Source organism: Flavobacterium sp. B114r (assembly GCF_056824125.1).
This window is the reverse complement of record NZ_CP124858.1, coordinates 3,752,789-3,771,087: the sequence shown is the minus strand read 5'-3', so window position 1 is coordinate 3,771,087 and position 18,299 is coordinate 3,752,789. Positions and strand designations below refer to the sequence as shown.

Sequence of the window (18,299 nt, the reverse complement as noted above, 5' to 3'; positions counted from 1 at the left end):
TAATCTAGTCTCATCATCAATTGGGACTAATCTCCTAGATGAGACAAGAACCTGATAATTCCAGTTGCTGATATACCTCTTTAACCCCTTGCGAATGCTTTTTTTGCAAAACCAAAAGTGCGTCAGGAGTATGCACCAGAAGGCAATCTTCTAAACCTACAAAAGCCGTATGCACATCAGAACCAATCACAATATTTCCGTTCACATCTGCTGAATGTCCGTTTTGCATCAAATAATCATAAACAGCCTCAAAAGATCCAAGATCAGACCATTCGAAATGCGTAGCGACTACTTTTATATTTTTACTGCGTTCCATTACAGCATAGTCAACACTGATAGAAGGAATTTTAAGAGATAATTCATAATTCAGCAAGCCGTCGACATTATCTTGCCAAACCAGTTGGGCACTTTTATAAAGTTCCGGCTCCTGCACTTTTAATTCTTCTAAAAAGAAACCTGCTTTGAAACAGAATAAACCGCTGTTCCATAAAAATCTTCCGCTTTCTGTAAAAGATATTGCCTTTTCTAAGTTTGGTTTTTCATGAAATGCCAATACTGTATCGCCATCAAATTCAATGTACCCATAGCCCGTTTCCGGTCTTAAAGGCTGAATCCCAAAAGTGACCAGAAAATTGTTTTTTGCCAATGCTATTGCCTGATCCAATCCGGCTTTATATTGTTTTTCTCCTTCTATGATATGATCAGATGGTGTTACGATCAAAATATCGTCCGGATGTGCATTAAATGCTGCAAAAGCGATTGCTGCTGCTGTATTTCTTGGCGTAGCTTCGATAATATGTGTAAAAGGAATAGCCAGTTTTTTCATGACATTCTCTGTCAAATGACTATTATCCCTGTTGCCAACTACCACAACATCATCTGCTACCGCTGCATTTCGTTCTAAAGTCAATTCAAATAAAGATTTACCTTCAAATAAATCCAAATACTGTTTTGGCTGGTTTTTACGCGACAAAGGCCATAACCTGCTTCCTACTCCTCCCGTTAGAACAACATGTATAATTTTATTCGCTGAACTCATATTTTCTCATTTAATAATTCAATCTGAAAAACCTCTCTGCGTAAATTAGAACTTGAAAAACGATGGTCTCTCGTATTAAAATAAAGCACGATTCCTTTCTCTTCGCAATAGTTTCTGCCTGTAAAATCCCTTTCCTTATATTCATCGCCCACAATACGCACATCGATCTGAAAAGCTTTTAATATATCTTCTAAATCCTGTTCTGTGGTATAAGGCACAATTTCATCAACAAACTTACAGGCCTTCAATTGAATGTAACGTTCTACAACTGTCTGTGTGGGTTTGTTTTTTGTAGGTCTGTCAATAGTTGGATCAGTTTGTAATCCAACAATCAAATAATCACAATGTAATTTCGCTTCTTCAAGCATTTTCACATGACCTGCATGCAATAAATCAAAAGCACTAAAGGTTATTCCTGTTTTCATAATAACTAAATATTGGTTTTTGCTGATATAAATGAGTGCAATAAATAAGTCGGGATATAAAAGATTTTTGAACAAAAATTTCAAAAATGAACAAGGGTTCCCCGTGAATAGTTACATTTTACTATCCCTCAAAAAAAAATAAAGCTTATTATTTTTATGACTTATTATGTTTGGAAAAAAGCTGGAAAGCGACTACAAAAAAACGACTCCCAACAGGGCAAAAATAAGGCAGACTCAGAAAAATCGAAACTCAATTTGGTGGTTTAAAAGTCTTAATAAGGAATAATTACAATTGAAAAGAACGCGAAAAGCAAGAAAACAGAATTAATTTCACGTACCCATATATTAAACGCAGTCAGAACAAAAAAGAAGCTGTTTTTCAGAATTTATTGAGCAAAACAGAATATTTATTCAGCTTACAATAAGTCATTTATCAGATATAATACACCTTTATATAGTAATGTGTATTTTAAGAAAAGTCAAGTATCAATACATATCAATTTAACATACAAAGAAGAACAGATAAAATACTATGAAAACTAAAATTACCAAAATTTGCTGTATCGGTGCTGGTTATGTTGGCGGGCCAACGATGGCAGTAATTGCTAAAAAATGTCCACACATACAAGTAACGGTTGTTGACTTAAATACAGAACGCATTGCGGCATGGAATGATAAAGATGTAGCAAACATTCCGATTTACGAACCAGGACTTAGTGCAATCGTAGAAGAAGCCAGAGGAAGAAACTTATTTTTTTCTACTGATGTTGAAAAAGCAATAGAAGAAGCCCAGATTATTTTTATCTCTGTAAATACGCCAACGAAAACTTACGGAAAAGGAAAAGGAAAAGCGGCTGACTTAAAATATATTGAACTTTGCGCCAGACAAATTGCAAAAATTTCAAAAGATGATAAAATTGTAGTAGAGAAATCAACTTTGCCGGTACGAACAGCGGAGGCAATCAAGAGTATTCTGGACAACACCGGAAACGGCGTACAATTTCAGATTTTATCTAATCCTGAATTTCTGGCAGAAGGAACTGCTGTAACTGATTTACTGAATCCAGACAGAATCCTGATTGGCGGCGAAACTACTCCGGAAGGACAAGAAGCGATACAGGCATTGGTTGATGTTTATAGCAATTGGGTTCCTGAAGAAAAAATACTGACTACAAATGTATGGTCATCAGAATTGTCTAAGTTAACTGCTAATGCTTTCCTGGCACAGCGAATTTCTTCGATAAACGCTTTGTCTGAACTTTGCGAAAAAACCGGTGCTGATGTAAATGAAGTGGCAAAGGCAATTGGAATGGATAGTAGAATTGGGCCTAAATTTCTAAAAGCATCTGTGGGATTTGGAGGTTCTTGTTTTCAAAAAGACATTTTAAATTTAGTTTATATCGCAAAATCATACGGACTGGATGAAGTGGCTGATTATTGGGAACAGGTTATTATTATGAATGATTATCAGAAAAAAAGATTTTCGACCAAAATAACGCAGACCTTATATAATACGGTTGCTGATAAAAAAATAACGTTTTTTGGCTGGGCTTTCAAAAAAGATACCAATGATACCAGAGAATCGGCTGCTATTTATGTCGCAGATGATCTAATTGCAGAACAAGCTAAAATTGCCGTTTATGATCCTAAAGTAAGCAGAGAAAAAATACTGGCAGATTTAGATTACTTAAAAACCAGATCGCAGGAAGAAAACACAGCAAGTTTGGTTTCTTACGAGAATCCGTATGAGGCTTGTCAGGAATCGCATGCTGTTGCAGTTTTGACAGAATGGGATGAATTTACGACGTATGACTGGCAAAAAATATACGACTCGATGCTAAAACCTGCTTTTGTATTTGATGGCAGAAATATTTTGAACAAAACGGATCTGGAATCTATTGGGTTCATTTATCAGGCAATTGGTTCCTAGTATTTTATAGCAAAAAAAAGTTGGGTGTAATTTGTAAAAACACAGAACATAGCTGTTGATGACTAAAAAAAGGCGTTTCATTTAGTTATAATACACAAAGTTACTATATGAAGAAATGTATTTCTTTCAAGGTTCTTTTTTACGCATAAAATCTATGTTTCTATGTGTTTTATTATTATTTAAATTACATCCAAGGAGTTGGGAAAAGACTAAAAATCATCTTGTAAAATTCATAAACAATATATAATAATGAACTGGTACGTTGTATATACAAAACCAAAATGGGAGAAAAGAGTGGCTGACCAATTGATGCAATTGGGCGTAAACTGCTATTGTCCTGTTATAAAAACAATAAAGCAATATTCAGACAGAAAGAAAAAGGTCGAAGTGCCTCTTTTTACTAACTATATATTTGTTCAACTGGATGAAAAAGACAGAAATTTAGTTTTTTTGTCCCGTGGTGCTGTCCGTTATTTATATTGGTTAGGAAAACATGCCATTGTAAAAGACAAAGAAATCGACACGATAAAAGAATGGCTTGCTAAAGATGCAGATATTAGTATTACCCAATATAATGTAGGCGAAACCATTAAAGTAAATTCAGGTCCTTTCTTAAATCATGATGCAGTGATCAAGGAAGTAACCAATTCTCACTATGTCCTTATTTTAGAATCTCTGGGTTGTGTATTGAAAATGAAGCACAAACCTGAAGAAAATTAAACGAGGAACTAATAAACAATAAATAAAATGGATTTTAATTTATCTAAAGAAACAGACAAGGAAACAGTATTCATAAAGATTGCTTCGTTTTTGAAAGATCAAAATTTTGAAATAGTACAACAGGATGCGACAAGACCCTGGGGAGGCTTTTTTGTAATTGATGAAAAACAAGCACAAGCATTTGCCTCACAATTTTTTCCACATTTGCAAATGTCAGAAATTCAGATTACCAATAAATTGAGTCCAAAGATTTTGATTGTCGCACCAAATAAACGATTGTCCTGGCAATATCACTTTAGAAGGGCCGAAATCTGGACGATCCTCTCTGGTCCTGTTGGTGTAAAAACCAGTGAGACTGATGAAGAACAAGAACTTCAGATACTTGATGATGGTCAATTTATACAGATGAACAAAGGAGAACGCCACCGCCTGACAGGATTGGATTCCTGGGGAATTGTCGCTGAAATCTGGCAACACACTGATCCGGATAACCCATCTGATGAAGATGACATTGTACGGTTACAGGATGATTTTGGAAGATAGTAAACACTACTTTCATAAAAACAAAAGCCATAAATCTTTATAAAATAAGATTTATGGCTTTTATCAGTAATACGGTTTAAGTGATTTTATTTCAAATTGAATCTCTACAATAGTATCACTTCACTTTCTTTTTAATATAAACCTGAGGCGAGATTCCTGTAACTTCTTTAAAAGTGGTATAAAACGGACTATAGGACGAGAATCCTACTTTACTTGCCAAAGATTCTATAGTATTTGACTTTAAATAATCTTTTTCTATTAGTTGTAATGCATCATGTATTCGCACTATTTTCTTGAATTCTGTAAAACTTACCTTCGACACGTACTTAAAAACAAATGTTAGATGGCTTTTTGGTATTTTAAGTTTATTGGCAATATCATTGATAGATGCATTTGGGTTTCTAAAAATTTCATATTTAAAAACCAGTTTCTCAATATCGTGAATATAGCTGCTTGTATATTCTGCAATTTTTTTACTCAGGGCCCTGTCCTGAACATTACTTATTTCATCTGAAGAATCCAGTATCCATAAATCTTTTAGAATAAAAGTAGATTTATTATGTTGCTTTATTTTATCGTGCATCACGTTGTAGCCATACAATATTTCAGGCGTAAACAAGATTTTAAAATACAGGATGTTGAGTAATAATGCAGGAAAAAATTTATAGCTGTTTAATTCACTATTATTTGGAGATTTCAAATTCATCGTAATAACCACAATGAGATGAAAAACAATTAAACAGTATAAATAAAAAATAAAAAACGACCACTGTTTTAATATCCTATTCTGTTTGATATTGATAAGATCCGGTTCTCTATTCCATATTTTGTTTTTCAGGAAACTATACGAAATCGTATTATAATAAATAATGTAAGCTTCAAACATAATAGAAAAAAACAACTTAATCCAAAACGGCGGAATCATTACAATAAGAAACCGCTTTGCAGCTAAATTCAATAGTACTAAAAATATGGGAAGAATAAAATGCGTCAGCTCCTTATAGTTGAATTTTTTACTGTCCTTATCTATATTGACAAAATACAAATACATTGCCGGAATAATAACAATTAGAAAAGGATAATATGGGTAATGTCCTTTTTGAGATAAGCGCAAAATATCAAAACCATCCAGACCTATGAATAAAAAATTTAAGGCTAAAAGCTTAAAAGAAAGCAATAAATAAATATTTAATAATTTATTGTATTTAAACTGCATTATTATAATTATAAAACAGATTAAACCAAGTAATCCTGAAAATAGATAAAAAAGGTTAATCAGCATTTTTTAGTATCGTTTTTTTGAATGAAATTTGATTTTTTTTTAAATGTAACAAAATTTATTACCGTTAAAATGTAATAATTTTTATGAGCCGAAAATTTGATTTTTTTTTTTATAAATACAAAATAAAAAATTACATTTTTAACAATATATCTATAATTCTGGTAATCAAATATTAGTTTGTTTTTTTGTAATAAACGTACTATTTATTCATTCGGATTTTATGAAATATATTTTCTTATTAGCAAAAAGTACACCGATTATTCTGTTTTTTTTTACATAGATCTCCTTATAATTGATTTTGTAATAAAAACCTTTTTTTTATGTATTTGGTCCTTACTAAGTGTTAAAATGTCCTTTTTAAGGAATTAAAGTTACAGTTGCAACGAAAAAAAAAAAACGAAATATCTACTTTTGGAACTAATGTAGCTAAAGTAAGTTAATTACAAGTTTTATAAGATGAATCATGCTGTGTACAAGAATATAAAAAAAATAAGAGAATTAAAAAACCTAACCCGCGACCATGTTGCCGATGAGCTTAAAATGAGCACTAGTGGTTATGGAAAAATTGAACGTGGAGAAGTCGATTTGACTGTATCCAAATTAGAAAAAATTGCAGAAGTACTTGATGTGTCAATTGAGTTTATATTTAGATTTGATGTTTCACTTTTCTTTGAAAATAGAACGAATAGAAAAAAAGACCTTTTTTAAAGAACTATCTGCAAGTTATTTCCCCCAATCTAATACTTAATATATAGTATATAGAATATAAAAACACGCATACGCTCAAGAGCTATCATATCATGTAGAAAAAACAAGTATTTACAGAAAACTCAATTTTTATAATTTAGAAAAACAGAATTACCTGATAACAAAAGTTCTTTAAAAAGAAAAAAAACTCTTTTTATTCGCTTTCGTTTTGGCTAATTTTAGCTCTCAATAAGTTATGATAGTCTAAAGGCGTATTGCCTGTGTGTTTTTTAAAACTCCTGTAGAAAGGATCATAAGAAGCAAATCCTACTTCCTTGCTTAAATAATTAAGCGTGTTCGTTTGTAAATAATTATTTTTTATCAGAATAGTCGCATAATGTATTTTTATCATTTTTTTGAACTCTACAAAGGAGACGCTCGAATGGTATTTAAATATATAATTTAGATGGCTTTTTGGGATTTTTAATTCACTTGATAAATTTTCAATTTTTATATCTGATCGAAAAAAAAAGTTATCGTTATGAATAAGCAGCTCAATTTGAGCAATATAAGTTGACAGACTTGGATCTATTTTTCTTTTCAAAAGCTGGTCCTGAATGCCGGTTGGGTTAGTTTTATCTGAAAGAATCCAAATGGTGCGGAATTTTAAAGGATTATTCTCCACTTCATTGATTTTACTTTTCAGGTGTGTATAACCGTAGAATATCTCAGGACAGCATACTATTTTACAACACATTATCAATAACATTATACAGCTTACAGGCTGGTATATTGAATCTGTTTCTTTTAGATCCTTGAACCAATACAGTATTAGTGGGGCAAAAGTTATAATCATGATTTCCAGATAAATAAATCTTGTCCATTTAGACAACAATGTATTTTTCAACGAATTAGAGTTTTCCTGTTTTTTATCCCATATACTTCTGTATAAAATGACAGAACAGAGATAAATATAAGTCAATATAAAGGCACTAAAGAAATAGTAAATAATATCACTAAGGCAAAAATGCGGGAACTTGTTTTGAAGGGTGTTTTTAAATACTAAAACCAGAAAATAAACTAATGGAAAAATACTATGCAATACAATTTTATTCGTCCCTACTTTACTTTTCTTGTTAGACAAGTTTTTAAAATAGAGATAAATTATAGGTAATATCAGAACCGAAACACTTGATTCAAAATAAAAATTAGTAAGGATTGCCTTTTTAAAAAAAAGAAGATTTAATCCCATTCCCAATTGAGTGAAAGAGATTAACATCATAAATAAAACAAAATAGATATTTATGGCTTGGTTGGATTTATAATTTTTAAGTATGATTGATGAAACCGTTGTTCCAAATATTCCAGCAATAAATAAAAGAAGAATCAGATGGATTTCCACAAAAAAGAGTAATTAGATGATGGTGTAAATTTAAAAAATATATATTTAAACATAAATCTACAGCTCGTTAATATTTTGATAATATAATGACTTTTCAATCTAATTAATTCCTTAAAAATGGACAAATAAAATACTGAAAATCAATTGTTTGTTTTTTACGATCATTATTTTTTTTTTCATAACTTTAAAACCTGATTTTTATCATTTCAATTAACAGTTTTTAATTTTAGAAAACATGCTAAAAATTTAAAAATTTTAATTTAAAACAAAGTACTTAATCTGAGTGTTTTTTGATACTATTTTTAATAAATAGATTTGCTCTAAATTGTTTTAAACAATAATTTAAGTATTAATTTTTTAATTCATTTAAGTAATTATGGTTGGTCTAAAAATTAAGGAAATTAGAGAACGCAATAAGTTAAGCAGAGAGTATGTTGCCATTCAAATGGAGATGTCTTTAAGTCAATACAGCAAAATTGAAACAGAAAATGTAGATTTAAAATTATCTAAACTTGATAAATTAGTAAAAATTATTGGCGCAAAAAAAAGTGAACTTTTTACTTTGGATTATAAATAGAATCTCTTGTTTATCATTTAAATTATTACCTTCAAATTATCTCTAAAAAAACCTCAAAAAAATAAAGCAAATGTATCTGTATTTAAACTTTTACACGGGTAAGTTTAAGTAAAAGATCAAATCGTCTTTGCATTATTAGTGCTGATAAATTAAGCACTTGTAAAGTAAAAGGCAACAATTTATCCTTTATCTCAAAAAAAAACCTTCAATATCTAACGACTTTGGAGGTTTTTTATTTTTGGTTATCATTAAAAATGCATTAACACATCATTTTTTATACAATTCGATGAAACATTAGTTGAAATAGGTGTACGAAATTGTTCTTATTTCAATTTCAAAAAAGTTGTAAATTGTAGTAAAAATATTTCTTATATTCGCTCAAAGAAATGTCTGTTTATTAGACGTCAACTTAAAAAACGTTGATTTAATCTCATTTTATGGCTTGTATAGACGAGTTGTATTTCATTTTATAATTTCAATCTATGAATCCAAGTTTTAAGAAGGAAACCAAGTGGGGAAATTTTGGTGGTAATATTAATATCTATCAAAATCTGGTCGAATCAGATATTGAAAAACTAATTCAGGAGAAAGAAATACATTCGTTACAGTTCTATACTTTTGAAAATCCCTCAACAGAAACTTGGGAAACTTTAAATAAATTTTACAAGAAATCCCCTCAAATCGGATTGACGTTATTATGGCATGCTATCATTGACTTTGAATTTCTAAGTAAAATTCCAAATGTTAGAAATTTTAGTGTAAAATCATATCTAACAAAAGACTTTAAGCCAATTGAAACCCTGGAGCTTACTAAACTTCATTTAGGCGAAACAAAATCAATTGCAATTAATATCGATTTCATCAAAAATTTTAAGGATTTAGAAATTCTTAATATAGATGGGATGAAAAAGGGAATTGAAAACATTCAGTATTTGACAAAAATTACTTCACTGAATTTAAGGGGGATTAAACTTAAAAATTTAAATTGGATTAGCAGTTTAAAAGAATTGAAACTCTTGAAGCTAATGTTTGGCAGTTATCAATCATTAGAATCTTTAGCAGAATTAAGGAATTTAGAGTATCTAGGTGTTAGCAGAGTGCGACAAATAGACAATTATGATTTTCTGGAAGGACTTAGTAGTTTAAAATTTTTACACTTTGAAGGTTTATCAACTATGCATTCTTTACCAAGTCTTGCAGGAGTGAAAAATTTAAAAAAATTACAAATTGATAATTTATCAAAGCTGGAAAATATAAAGGAAATTGAAAATCTTGAAAATCTCGAGGAACTGTTATTTATATTTCCTGAAAATTTTAAAGCATTGGATCGAAATTTATTATTAGACCAACTATTTGATATCGCATTAAAATTACCCAACTTAAAAATGACGAATCTTTTGTTTTGGAAAGAACATAAAAAATATAACGTTTTACTTGAAAAAGGCGTCAAAGCTTATGAACATTCAAAAAGTAACTATCAGCAAAATACTCAGGGCGGCTGGGTGTTATAAAAAAACAATCCAAAAGCATGTTTAATTAGATCGAATCTCTAATTATTTTTTTCGTATTTTTAGGTTAAACAACCAAACAAGTAAGATTTACTTGTCTGGTTAATCACTTAGGATAACAGATACTTTGGATTTCTGGACGCATGTAACACGCAGGAATGCATTAGAAATAAATCTAGACGGTTATCAGTATGCTTTTAGAACCAGAATGATTCATTCATTTTCAAGAATAATGATCAAAAAAAAACATCCTGCCTGGAATAAAGAAATTTGGGGCGAACCGATTAATTTTGCTGATATGGTGGCGACGAGCATCGGCTGACGCTGTCAATACTACTAATTTAGTGGCTTATTCCTGATTTGAAAAAACTATATTTCCCGAATCTACCATATTGGTCAATCGCAGCGAATTGCCTGAGAATACGGATTTAACTGAAAGCTTAAACTCGTATTATTAACCACCTTGATTGATCTATTCACTGGTAATCCAACACCAGATGAAAGCGGCATTGAAACCTGAACTGATTCCCATATGTACATAATCCTGTGCATTTACGCAATTGAAAGAACATAGTCGTAACCAAAGAGAAAGTAGTTTTATCAATTTGTCTTTTCCGTAAGAATCCAAAATTAGACTACTTACCATTTTTATTTGAAAAACCGGGGTGGACATTAGGGTGGACATTTAAAACGTTATCCAAAAAAAACAATACCTATAAACAACTAAAAACCAATTACATAAAATCTTAATTAAATTGAAACAAAAATTAAGTTATAACAATTTCATATATCTGTACTCAGATCTATTATAGAAAACAGGTAGAAATCTATAATTTTCAATAAATAATTTTACTTTCGTAGTTCTTATTTAGCTCTTTCTTAGAAAATTTAGAATAAAACTATTTTTAAAAAATACTAATATTATTACCTTTAGCCCTACTTTAACTCTCCTTCAAATGCAAAAATCTTTGGGTCTGTTGCGCTTCTTTTTTGTTATTTGTCTTCATCTAGTTTTTACATTATCTGTTGAGGCCAATAATGCTGCCGAACCTTTAAATAAAATTATTCGATCTTATCGCAACTGTGATTTAGACTGTTTAGAATTAAAATTCACAGATTTTAAACATAAGTACCCTAACGAAAATCCGGAAGTCTTAGAAGTGCTTTACCTCGCCTTGAGCGCTGAGAAACAATCTTTGCAAATTGATCATAAAAATAATAAAAGCGAGATTTTATATCGAAAAGCTGTAACACTCGCAAAAAAATTAAAGCGTGAAGACTTAATCATTTGGACTGAAACTCACTTTGGTTTTTATTATTACAAATACAATAATCCTATTCAGGCATTGCCCTATTTCCTGGAGACTTTTCAAAAAATAGAAAATGAATCTAAAGGTGATTTGCTCGAAGCCGAAATTGTACTAAAAAAAAATGCCTATTATTTTGGCTCTATTGAAGATTATAAAGTAGAAGAAATATACCTTAAAGAGGCCTTAAAATTCTCTACTCCAAATTCTGAAAATTACACGGAGATACTCAATAATTTAGGAATGTCTTATCTAAAACAAAACCAAGCTGATAAGGCAGAGCAATACTTTATACAGACCCGCGATCTAGCATTACAGAATAAACAAGAAGTTCGTTATGCCAAAGCTTTAGGAGAATTGTCCAAAATTTATGTACTTCGAAATGATTTCTCAATGGCGCAAAGGCTTTTACTGGAAGATATTGCCCTCTCAAAACAAAACAATAGCGATCGAAATACCATGTATGCCCAAATTCAATTGGGTAAACTGTATGTATCACAAAAAGATCCTGACAATGCAGATAGTGTACTAAAAGAAGCAAGAAATTACGTGAGAACCAAAGCTCATCTTGCAAGTTTTGAATATGAAATAACAGAATTATTACTTGCGATTGCCCTACATAAAAAAGACTTAATAAGCGAACTACACTTTCGCAGATCCTTAGACTCTCTGAATAAAGTAGTTGCCTTAACTGATGGAGACCCTGCTATCGACAGATTGAATTTACAGGCACAAAAGGAGCGAATTAAATCACAATTAGAAATTGAGCAAACCAAATTGGAGAAAGCCTCACTATTACAATGGACCTGGATTACTATAAGTGTTTTATTACTCATCATATTGATTCTAATTTATGTCGTATACAATCGAAAGTTAAAACTTCAGGGAATTGCCTTTGAGAAAAATATTTTATCTGCTCAGTTGGCTAAAATTCAATCAGAGAAAAAACTCCATGAAACTCATGCCTCCTTAAGCTCTTATAAAATTTATTTGTCTGAAAAAAATGACCAGCTAACAAAGTTAGAACGAGAAATAAAGAAACTCAAAAATCTTTCAAAACCAGCTTCTTCACGGGTAAAAGAAAAAAACCTGCAAGAACTTTTGGAATCTCATTTAATGACTCAGGAAAATTGGCTGCGTTTTAAAGCTATTTTTATTGAAGAACAGCCTGATTATTACCACTACTTAATCGAGAAGTTCCCTAATCTGACAGAAGCCAATTTACGAATCATACTATTGCAAAAAATTGGGTTGAAAAATCTGGAAACAGCACAAATACTGGGTATTACTCTGGAGGCCGTAAAAAAAGCCAAACAGCGATTGAAAAAACGGTATGAATTAAACTATACTGATGTTTTTAACGAGCAATAAGAGGCTGTCCGAAAAGTAATTTCGGGCAGTTTTTTTTTGTTTTACACATTGATTTTTCTTATATTTAAGTACTAAAATCAATGATTATGCAGCCAGTTTTTAAGCCTCATTCGGTTCACCAGCAAGATCTTTTTCCATTGAATTTAAATGATCTGATCCCAGAGAATCATTCTGCCCGATTAATAGACAGTGTTGTTGAACAGTTGGAAATTTCCGAGATTATATCACAGTTTAAAGGCGGTGGAAGATCCAGCTACCATCCTAAGATGTTATTGAAAATATTGTTTTACGGATATCTCAATAATACCTATTCCAGCCGAAAGCTGGCTAGAGCCGTGAAGGAGAATATATATTTTATGTGGCTCTCGGGAGGACTTCAGCCGGATTTTAGAACTATCAATGACTTTAGAGGAAAAAAATTAAAAGGGAATATCGAAAAACTTTTCAGCCAGGTCGTTCTGATGATGGTAGATTTAGAGCTCATTAGCCTGGAGAGACAATTTATTGATGGTACTAAAATAGAAGCCAACGCACATAAATACAGCTTTGTGTGGAAGAAAGCAGTTGAAAAACATAAAGACAGGCTTCAGGGAAAAATCGATGCTGTTCTGGCAGATATTGGTCAGGCTATCGAGTCAGACATTATGCATACTGATAACCAAACTGATACCAAGGTAGACAGTAAGAAATTAGAAGAAAAAATACACGAGATCAACCAAAGTGAAAAAAAGCAGAAGCTGAGTAAACAGCAGAACAAATCACTTCAAAAACTCGAGAAAGAACAGCTTGTAAAACTTAAAGAATATGAGAAACATCTCGAAATTCTGGGGGATAGAAACAGTTATTCGAAAACCGATACCGATGCTACTTTTATGCGCATGAAAGAAGATCATATGGGCAACGGACAATTAAAAGCGGGTTATAATATTCAGATTTCTACAGAAAATCAAATTATTACACATTACTCCACCCACCAGACTTCTACTGATTTTACCACATTAAAGACTCACTTAGAAGGATTCAAAAGCAACTACGGCAAACAATCTGCAAAAGTTATAGCCGATGCGGGCTATGGAAGTGAGGAAAATTATCAACTCCTTGAAGACAAAGAAATTGATTTTTTTGTTCCCTACAACATGTACCGTATCGAAGAGACCCGTAAGCATAAAAACAATTTATTCCACGCACAAAACCTGTTTCATAATAATGAGCAAGACTTTTTGGTTTGTCCAATGGGGCAGCAAATGCCTCGTATCTTTACTAAGAAATCAAAAACTACAACTGGTTTTGAACAGTATCATTCGGTATATGAGGCTTTAAATTGCGCAGGATGTCCTCTGCGGGGGCAATGCTTTAAAGCTAAGGGGAACAGACGGATAGAAATTAATCACAATCTTCAAAGACTGAAATTCAAGGCAAGAGAGAATTTAGAAAGTGAATTGGGCAGGGAAATTTATAGTAAAAGATGTATTGAACCAGAGCCGGTTTTTGGTAACATCAAGCAAAACAAAGGATTTAAAAGATTTACACTTACCAAAACAGCCAAAGTAAATACTGAATTTGGCCTGATTGCTATTGCTCACAACTTTTCTAAATGGATCGCTAAAATCCGTTTGGGCAATTTTAACCTCATTTTTGATCTCGTAGAAGCTTTAGAAAAGTTTATAGAAGACCATTTTAGCCCAAATTTACATTTTTCAAGAAACACTCTGTAAATCTACTAGTATAATAAAAGAAAGAGGTCGTCTTTTCAGACAACCTCTTTATATCTCTTAATTTTTTTAATTAATTTCCTGTTCTTGTTCTTTCATCAACATTACCGGCTTCTCTTTTTCCTACATTTACATTTTTGTTGCCAAATCTGTAATTCAAGGACAATTGTATGTATCTGGAATCAAAATAATAATTAGAATCCCGATAAACACCGTTTACCGTTGAGTTGAATCTCATTTTGTCTGTTTTGAAAATATCATTTGCTTTTAGTGTAATTCTTAAATCTTTATTCAATACTAAATATTGAACAGAAAGTGCGGTCGAACTTGATGATTCGAGTCTGTTTACTCCATAAGTCCCAACAGGCATTACCACGAAATTAAAATTAAACAAGAGCGTTTTGGTTTTGTTTAAAACAAAGTCATTATTGGTTGAAAAGGTCGAATAAAAACCGTCTACGCCTTTTGCCGGTATATCGATAGTTTCTGAAGTTAAATAATTCAAAACAAACACATTGTTACTCGTCCACCAGTCAAATTTATCGAAAATATAAAGTTCTGAGATTCCGTATCTTTTTACATTAAACATGTTTCTATTGGTCAGACGAACAAGATAAGTTGTTGAATCCGGCAGGCCTATTTGATTGTACATATTGTTTTCTATGCTATAATAAAGCTTGCTTTCGAGTTTTTTATAGGAATAAATTAATTCGAAATTATCTATAAAATAAGGTCTCAAAAAAGGATTGCCTTCAACAGTTAGAAACGGATTAACGTAAGTTACATTCGGGTTCAATTCCATAAAATTAGGTCTGCCTATTCTCTTGCTGTAACCAAATCTAAATGTTGAATTTTCCTGAGGGGAATATGAAATATTAATTGAGGGGAAAAATTTCGTGTAATTGTTACTTACGGTTTGCTTTAAACTTCCGTCATAAGATTTTGTCTGAGTGGCTTCTAATCTTGTCCCAAATTGAACTTCAATATTATTTTCAAATTTTTTATTTCCTGAAAAATAAAAGGCCTGAATATATTCATTATAATCGAATTTATTAGTCGTTAGCAGAAGATCTGTCACCGGGTTATAAACCAGTCCGCTATTGAAAGAAGAAATATCATTATTGGTCTTCGAAACTGAAATTTTTCCTCCCACACTCCAATTTATAAACTTTGCAGGCAAGTCAACATCTATCTTACCTGAAAAATTATTAGTTTTCTGATTGTTATTATTAATTCCTTTAAAGTACTTAAAATCGTACGGTCTGATTATTTCCGAAGTTCCTTCATAAGGTCTTGTATCCGTATTCGAATATTTAAAATAATCCAGATTCAAAACTATTTTCTTTCCAACAGAATCAAGTTTAATCTCATTAAAGAAGTTCATTGAATTAAATTCCGGCTTTTGCGAAGAATTTGTAAACGCTATTATATCATTAAAACTTGTACTTGCATTGTTCTCATAAACTGTTGATTTCGTCTCTCTGTCACCACTTGTTTTATTAAAATTACCCATGTATTGAAAACCAAAAGCCCATTTGGATGTTGCCAGATACTGAAGCCCAAGAATCGTATTTATCCTTTTGTAATTTCTTTTAAATTCCTGACCAGTCCTCCATAATTGATCCGGAAAATAGATGTCGTCCTGATAATCAAAAGATTCGCCACCCTCTCTGTAATTCAATGAAGAGGACAGTGCAAGCTTATTTTTGTTGTACACAAAATTACTCGTCATTGCTCCTTCTCCATCTTCGGATCGATGTAAATAACCACTCCCTAAGGAAAGGCTCCAGGAATCTTTTTTAGCTTTTTTTAAATTAATATTAATTAATCCGCTGCTTCCACTGGCTTCATATTTGGCTGGTGGCGTTGTGATTACCTCGATGCTTTTGATGTTATCAGCTGAAATGGATCTCAGTAAATTAGCCAGTTCCTCTTCTCCCACTTCAAGCATTTTACCATCTATCAAAACCCTGATGGAACTTTTGCCGATCATGGTGATGCTTTCATTCCGGACTTGTAGTCCCGGCGTAACTTTTAGTGCATCGAGTGCATCACCTCCGGCAGCACTAATCGTATTTTCCAGATTAAAAACCAGTCGGTCTACTTTTCTTTCTACGACTTCTTTCTTTTTAGAAATTACAACGGTTTCTAACACGTTTGCAACATTCACGATTATTGCACCCACATCAAAATCTGAAGTCAGTTCTATCTCTTTTGTATAAAAAATTTCCTTGAACTGACGTATTTCTAATTTGTACTTTCCTTTTTGATATTCTATAACAAACTCCCCTTTTTCATTTGTTAGACGATTAATAAGGGCGATAGAATTTTCTGAAAAAAGGATAACTTCTGCATATTCTAAAGGACTCTTTTCAGATGTAGTAACTTTTCCTGAAAATTTGATCTGTGCAGCTACTGTATTACTTAAGATAAATACAATAAATAATAAACGATTGATCTTTGATTTGTGCATATTTTACTTTTAAATTTCAAGCAAATATGCATAATTCATTAAGCCTGGATGTCTTAAAACACACCAGATAAGTTCTGATTTATAATACTGAACTTATCTTTTTGTTTTTTGAAATTCTAAAGGGGTCTGGCTGGTTATTTTTTTGAATGCTGTAAAAAAAGTAGATTTCGACTTAAAGCCACTTTCATATCCTATAGCTTCGATAGTATATAAATTAGGATGTGACAATAATTCTTTGGCTTTCTCGATTCTTAATTCGTTAATAAATAACGTAAAGGATATGTTTAAATTATTATTTAAAAATTGGGATAAGTTGTGTTGGGAAACTTCTAATTCTTTTGCGGTATCAGAAAGTTTCAGGTTTGGATTTAGATAGAGTTCTTTGTCTTTTATGATATTTATTTTTTGGGTAATCTGTTCAATAGTCGTGTGATCTATTGCTTTATTTTTATACTTTTCTTTTTCTTCAAAAAATGAAGTGTTTTTTTTAATTTTCAAAACAAAAAGCAATATCATTAGATAAAGTACGAAAGAAAAAGAAATCGCTCCCACAATATAAGAAGTGTAAGAAGCAATATTATAGGCAAGCCAAATTAAAAATACGCCAACGAAAATACTCAATAACCAGATATCGATACTGGTCAGTTTTTCTTTCTTCTGAATAAGTTTTTGAAATGCAGGTTTTACAAATCTAAAAGATCCAATGATATAAAGGAGCCATTGTACATAAATACCGCACACTATATATTTGCTCCATACCGCGCTGTGCTCAACATAAGGATAAATAATTCCCAAAATCGTAATGCTCAACAGAAACGGAAAAATATGAAATCCCCATCTTCTTGCATTGTTTGTTATACAATTTCTCAGGTATAAATAGAGAAACGGCCCTATTAGAATACAGCCTGAAAGACCAATTTGAATAAAAATGCCGGACAGATTTGGATTGAAATAAAAAAATACAGATTTAATGATTCTAATACTTAATGTAAATAACAATAGCGCTAAAAAGTAATTTGAAAATTGTTTCTTTTGCGCAAAAAATGCAAAATATACAGCGAGCAAAAGACCATTAAAAGCTCCTAAAGCACTAAAAAAGAACATTAGTTGATTATCCAAATTCATAGAACAAAAGTGTTTTTTTTACTATCTTAAAATCAAATATACAGTTTTTTAAAACTGATTCATCTGATGGGAATGACAATTTATTTTGTCTTGCTCATTGTAATTAATTTAGCGTGCCGTGCATATGCAATAGCTGTCGTTTTTTTACGTACCTACGGCACTTGAAATTAATGCCTACCGATATTTAGTACCTAAAGG

15 protein-coding genes are annotated in these 18,299 nt (G+C 31.5%); 8 read left to right on the top strand and 7 right to left on the bottom strand.

What is annotated here, in order from left to right; translation table 11 throughout:
• Positions 1-34: 34 nt before the first annotated feature.
• Both QLQ94_RS15985 and QLQ94_RS15980 read right to left on the bottom strand, forming a co-directional pair.
• The gene (locus QLQ94_RS15985; protein ID WP_271337331.1) at positions 35-1,039 is read right to left on the bottom strand and encodes a mannose-1-phosphate guanylyltransferase; all 1,005 of its coding nucleotides are present in this window, start codon (positions 1,037-1,039) and stop codon (positions 35-37) included.
• A complete protein-coding gene (locus tag QLQ94_RS15980; RefSeq protein WP_271337332.1) occupies positions 1,036-1,464 on the bottom strand; it encodes an adenylyltransferase/cytidyltransferase family protein in 429 nt (142 codons plus the stop codon). Before QLQ94_RS15980 ends, QLQ94_RS15985 begins: the two co-directional genes overlap by 4 nt.
• Before the next feature lie 532 nt (positions 1,465-1,996).
• Here QLQ94_RS15980 and QLQ94_RS15975 point away from each other — a divergent pair.
• The 3 genes from QLQ94_RS15975 (at position 1,997) to QLQ94_RS15965 (ending at position 4,657) form a co-directional block, all read left to right on the top strand.
• Complete coding sequence (locus QLQ94_RS15975) at positions 1,997-3,394, top strand: UDP-glucose 6-dehydrogenase (protein WP_482497777.1); 1,398 nt, start codon at positions 1,997-1,999, stop codon at positions 3,392-3,394.
• Between the two features lie 249 nt (positions 3,395-3,643).
• The gene (locus tag QLQ94_RS15970; protein WP_271337334.1) at positions 3,644-4,114 is read left to right on the top strand and encodes a UpxY family transcription antiterminator; all 471 of its coding nucleotides are present in this window, start codon (positions 3,644-3,646) and stop codon (positions 4,112-4,114) included.
• A gap of 27 nt (positions 4,115-4,141) precedes the next feature.
• Positions 4,142-4,657 carry a cupin domain-containing protein gene (locus QLQ94_RS15965; protein ID WP_271337335.1) on the top strand — a complete coding sequence of 172 codons (516 nt, stop codon included), beginning with the start codon at positions 4,142-4,144 and terminating at the stop codon, positions 4,655-4,657.
• A 115-nt stretch (positions 4,658-4,772) separates the two neighbouring features.
• Here the strand turns inward: QLQ94_RS15965 and QLQ94_RS15960 are convergent, their stop codons facing one another.
• On the bottom strand, positions 4,773-5,939 hold the full coding sequence (locus tag QLQ94_RS15960; protein WP_271337336.1) for a helix-turn-helix domain-containing protein: 1,167 nt from the start codon (positions 5,937-5,939) through the stop codon (positions 4,773-4,775).
• A 456-nt stretch (positions 5,940-6,395) separates the two neighbouring features.
• On the opposite strand from QLQ94_RS15960, the gene QLQ94_RS15955 reads away from it, so the two are divergent.
• Positions 6,396-6,647 carry a helix-turn-helix transcriptional regulator gene (locus QLQ94_RS15955; RefSeq protein ID WP_271337337.1) on the top strand — a complete coding sequence of 84 codons (252 nt, stop codon included), beginning with the start codon at positions 6,396-6,398 and terminating at the stop codon, positions 6,645-6,647.
• A gap of 193 nt (positions 6,648-6,840) precedes the next feature.
• Here the strand turns inward: QLQ94_RS15955 and QLQ94_RS15950 are convergent, their stop codons facing one another.
• A complete protein-coding gene (locus QLQ94_RS15950; protein ID WP_271337338.1) occupies positions 6,841-7,770 on the bottom strand; it encodes a helix-turn-helix domain-containing protein in 930 nt (309 codons plus the stop codon).
• Positions 7,771-8,404: 634 nt separating this feature from the next.
• Between QLQ94_RS15950 and QLQ94_RS15945 the strand changes: the two genes are divergently transcribed.
• Both QLQ94_RS15945 and QLQ94_RS15940 read left to right on the top strand, forming a co-directional pair.
• Positions 8,405-8,605 (top strand): helix-turn-helix domain-containing protein, encoded by a 201-nt coding sequence (locus tag QLQ94_RS15945; RefSeq protein ID WP_271337339.1) that lies wholly within the window; start codon positions 8,405-8,407, stop codon positions 8,603-8,605.
• A gap of 482 nt (positions 8,606-9,087) precedes the next feature.
• Positions 9,088-10,116, top strand: a complete 1,029-nt coding sequence (locus QLQ94_RS15940; RefSeq protein ID WP_271337340.1) for a hypothetical protein — start codon at positions 9,088-9,090, stop codon at positions 10,114-10,116.
• Positions 10,117-10,585: 469 nt separating this feature from the next.
• Here the strand turns inward: QLQ94_RS15940 and QLQ94_RS15935 are convergent, their stop codons facing one another.
• Positions 10,586-10,759, bottom strand: a complete 174-nt coding sequence (locus tag QLQ94_RS15935) for a hypothetical protein (RefSeq protein WP_271337341.1) — start codon at positions 10,757-10,759, stop codon at positions 10,586-10,588.
• A 310-nt stretch (positions 10,760-11,069) separates the two neighbouring features.
• Between QLQ94_RS15935 and QLQ94_RS15930 the strand changes: the two genes are divergently transcribed.
• Positions 11,070-12,791: a tetratricopeptide repeat protein gene (locus QLQ94_RS15930; protein ID WP_271337342.1), complete on the top strand. Its 1,722-nt coding sequence runs from the start codon at positions 11,070-11,072 to the stop codon at positions 12,789-12,791.
• 80 nt (positions 12,792-12,871) lie between these two features.
• Complete coding sequence (locus QLQ94_RS15925) at positions 12,872-14,506, top strand: IS1182 family transposase (protein WP_072959494.1); 1,635 nt, start codon at positions 12,872-12,874, stop codon at positions 14,504-14,506.
• A 70-nt stretch (positions 14,507-14,576) separates the two neighbouring features.
• Here the strand turns inward: QLQ94_RS15925 and QLQ94_RS15920 are convergent, their stop codons facing one another.
• Both QLQ94_RS15920 and QLQ94_RS15915 read right to left on the bottom strand, forming a co-directional pair.
• Positions 14,577-16,976, bottom strand: a complete 2,400-nt coding sequence (locus QLQ94_RS15920) for a TonB-dependent receptor (protein ID WP_271336872.1) — start codon at positions 16,974-16,976, stop codon at positions 14,577-14,579.
• A gap of 93 nt (positions 16,977-17,069) precedes the next feature.
• Complete coding sequence (locus QLQ94_RS15915) at positions 17,070-18,101, bottom strand: helix-turn-helix domain-containing protein (RefSeq protein ID WP_271336871.1); 1,032 nt, start codon at positions 18,099-18,101, stop codon at positions 17,070-17,072.
• Positions 18,102-18,299: the final 198 nt, after the last annotated feature.

Bases quoted from the DNA above. Each gene is read 5' to 3' on its own strand.
- QLQ94_RS15915 (WP_271336871.1), bottom strand. From the start codon at position 18,101: ATGAATTTGGATAATCAACTAATGTTCTTTTTTAGTGCTTTAGGAGCT.
- QLQ94_RS15940 (WP_271337340.1), top strand. From the start codon at position 9,088: ATGAATCCAAGTTTTAAGAAGGAAACCAAGTGGGGAAATTTTGGTGGT.
- QLQ94_RS15955 (WP_271337337.1), top strand. From the start codon at position 6,396: ATGAATCATGCTGTGTACAAGAATATAAAAAAAATAAGAGAATTAAAA.
- QLQ94_RS15925 (WP_072959494.1), top strand. From the start codon at position 12,872: ATGATTATGCAGCCAGTTTTTAAGCCTCATTCGGTTCACCAGCAAGAT.
- QLQ94_RS15975 (WP_482497777.1), top strand. From the start codon at position 1,997: ATGAAAACTAAAATTACCAAAATTTGCTGTATCGGTGCTGGTTATGTT.
- QLQ94_RS15965 (WP_271337335.1), top strand. From the start codon at position 4,142: ATGGATTTTAATTTATCTAAAGAAACAGACAAGGAAACAGTATTCATA.
- QLQ94_RS15970 (WP_271337334.1), top strand. From the start codon at position 3,644: ATGAACTGGTACGTTGTATATACAAAACCAAAATGGGAGAAAAGAGTG.
- QLQ94_RS15945 (WP_271337339.1), top strand. From the start codon at position 8,405: ATGGTTGGTCTAAAAATTAAGGAAATTAGAGAACGCAATAAGTTAAGC.
- QLQ94_RS15935 (WP_271337341.1), bottom strand. From the start codon at position 10,759: ATGGTAAGTAGTCTAATTTTGGATTCTTACGGAAAAGACAAATTGATA.
- QLQ94_RS15930 (WP_271337342.1), top strand. From the start codon at position 11,070: ATGCAAAAATCTTTGGGTCTGTTGCGCTTCTTTTTTGTTATTTGTCTT.
- QLQ94_RS15980 (WP_271337332.1), bottom strand. From the start codon at position 1,464: ATGAAAACAGGAATAACCTTTAGTGCTTTTGATTTATTGCATGCAGGT.
- QLQ94_RS15960 (WP_271337336.1), bottom strand. From the start codon at position 5,939: ATGCTGATTAACCTTTTTTATCTATTTTCAGGATTACTTGGTTTAATC.
- QLQ94_RS15920 (WP_271336872.1), bottom strand. From the start codon at position 16,976: ATGCACAAATCAAAGATCAATCGTTTATTATTTATTGTATTTATCTTA.
- QLQ94_RS15985 (WP_271337331.1), bottom strand. From the start codon at position 1,039: ATGAGTTCAGCGAATAAAATTATACATGTTGTTCTAACGGGAGGAGTA.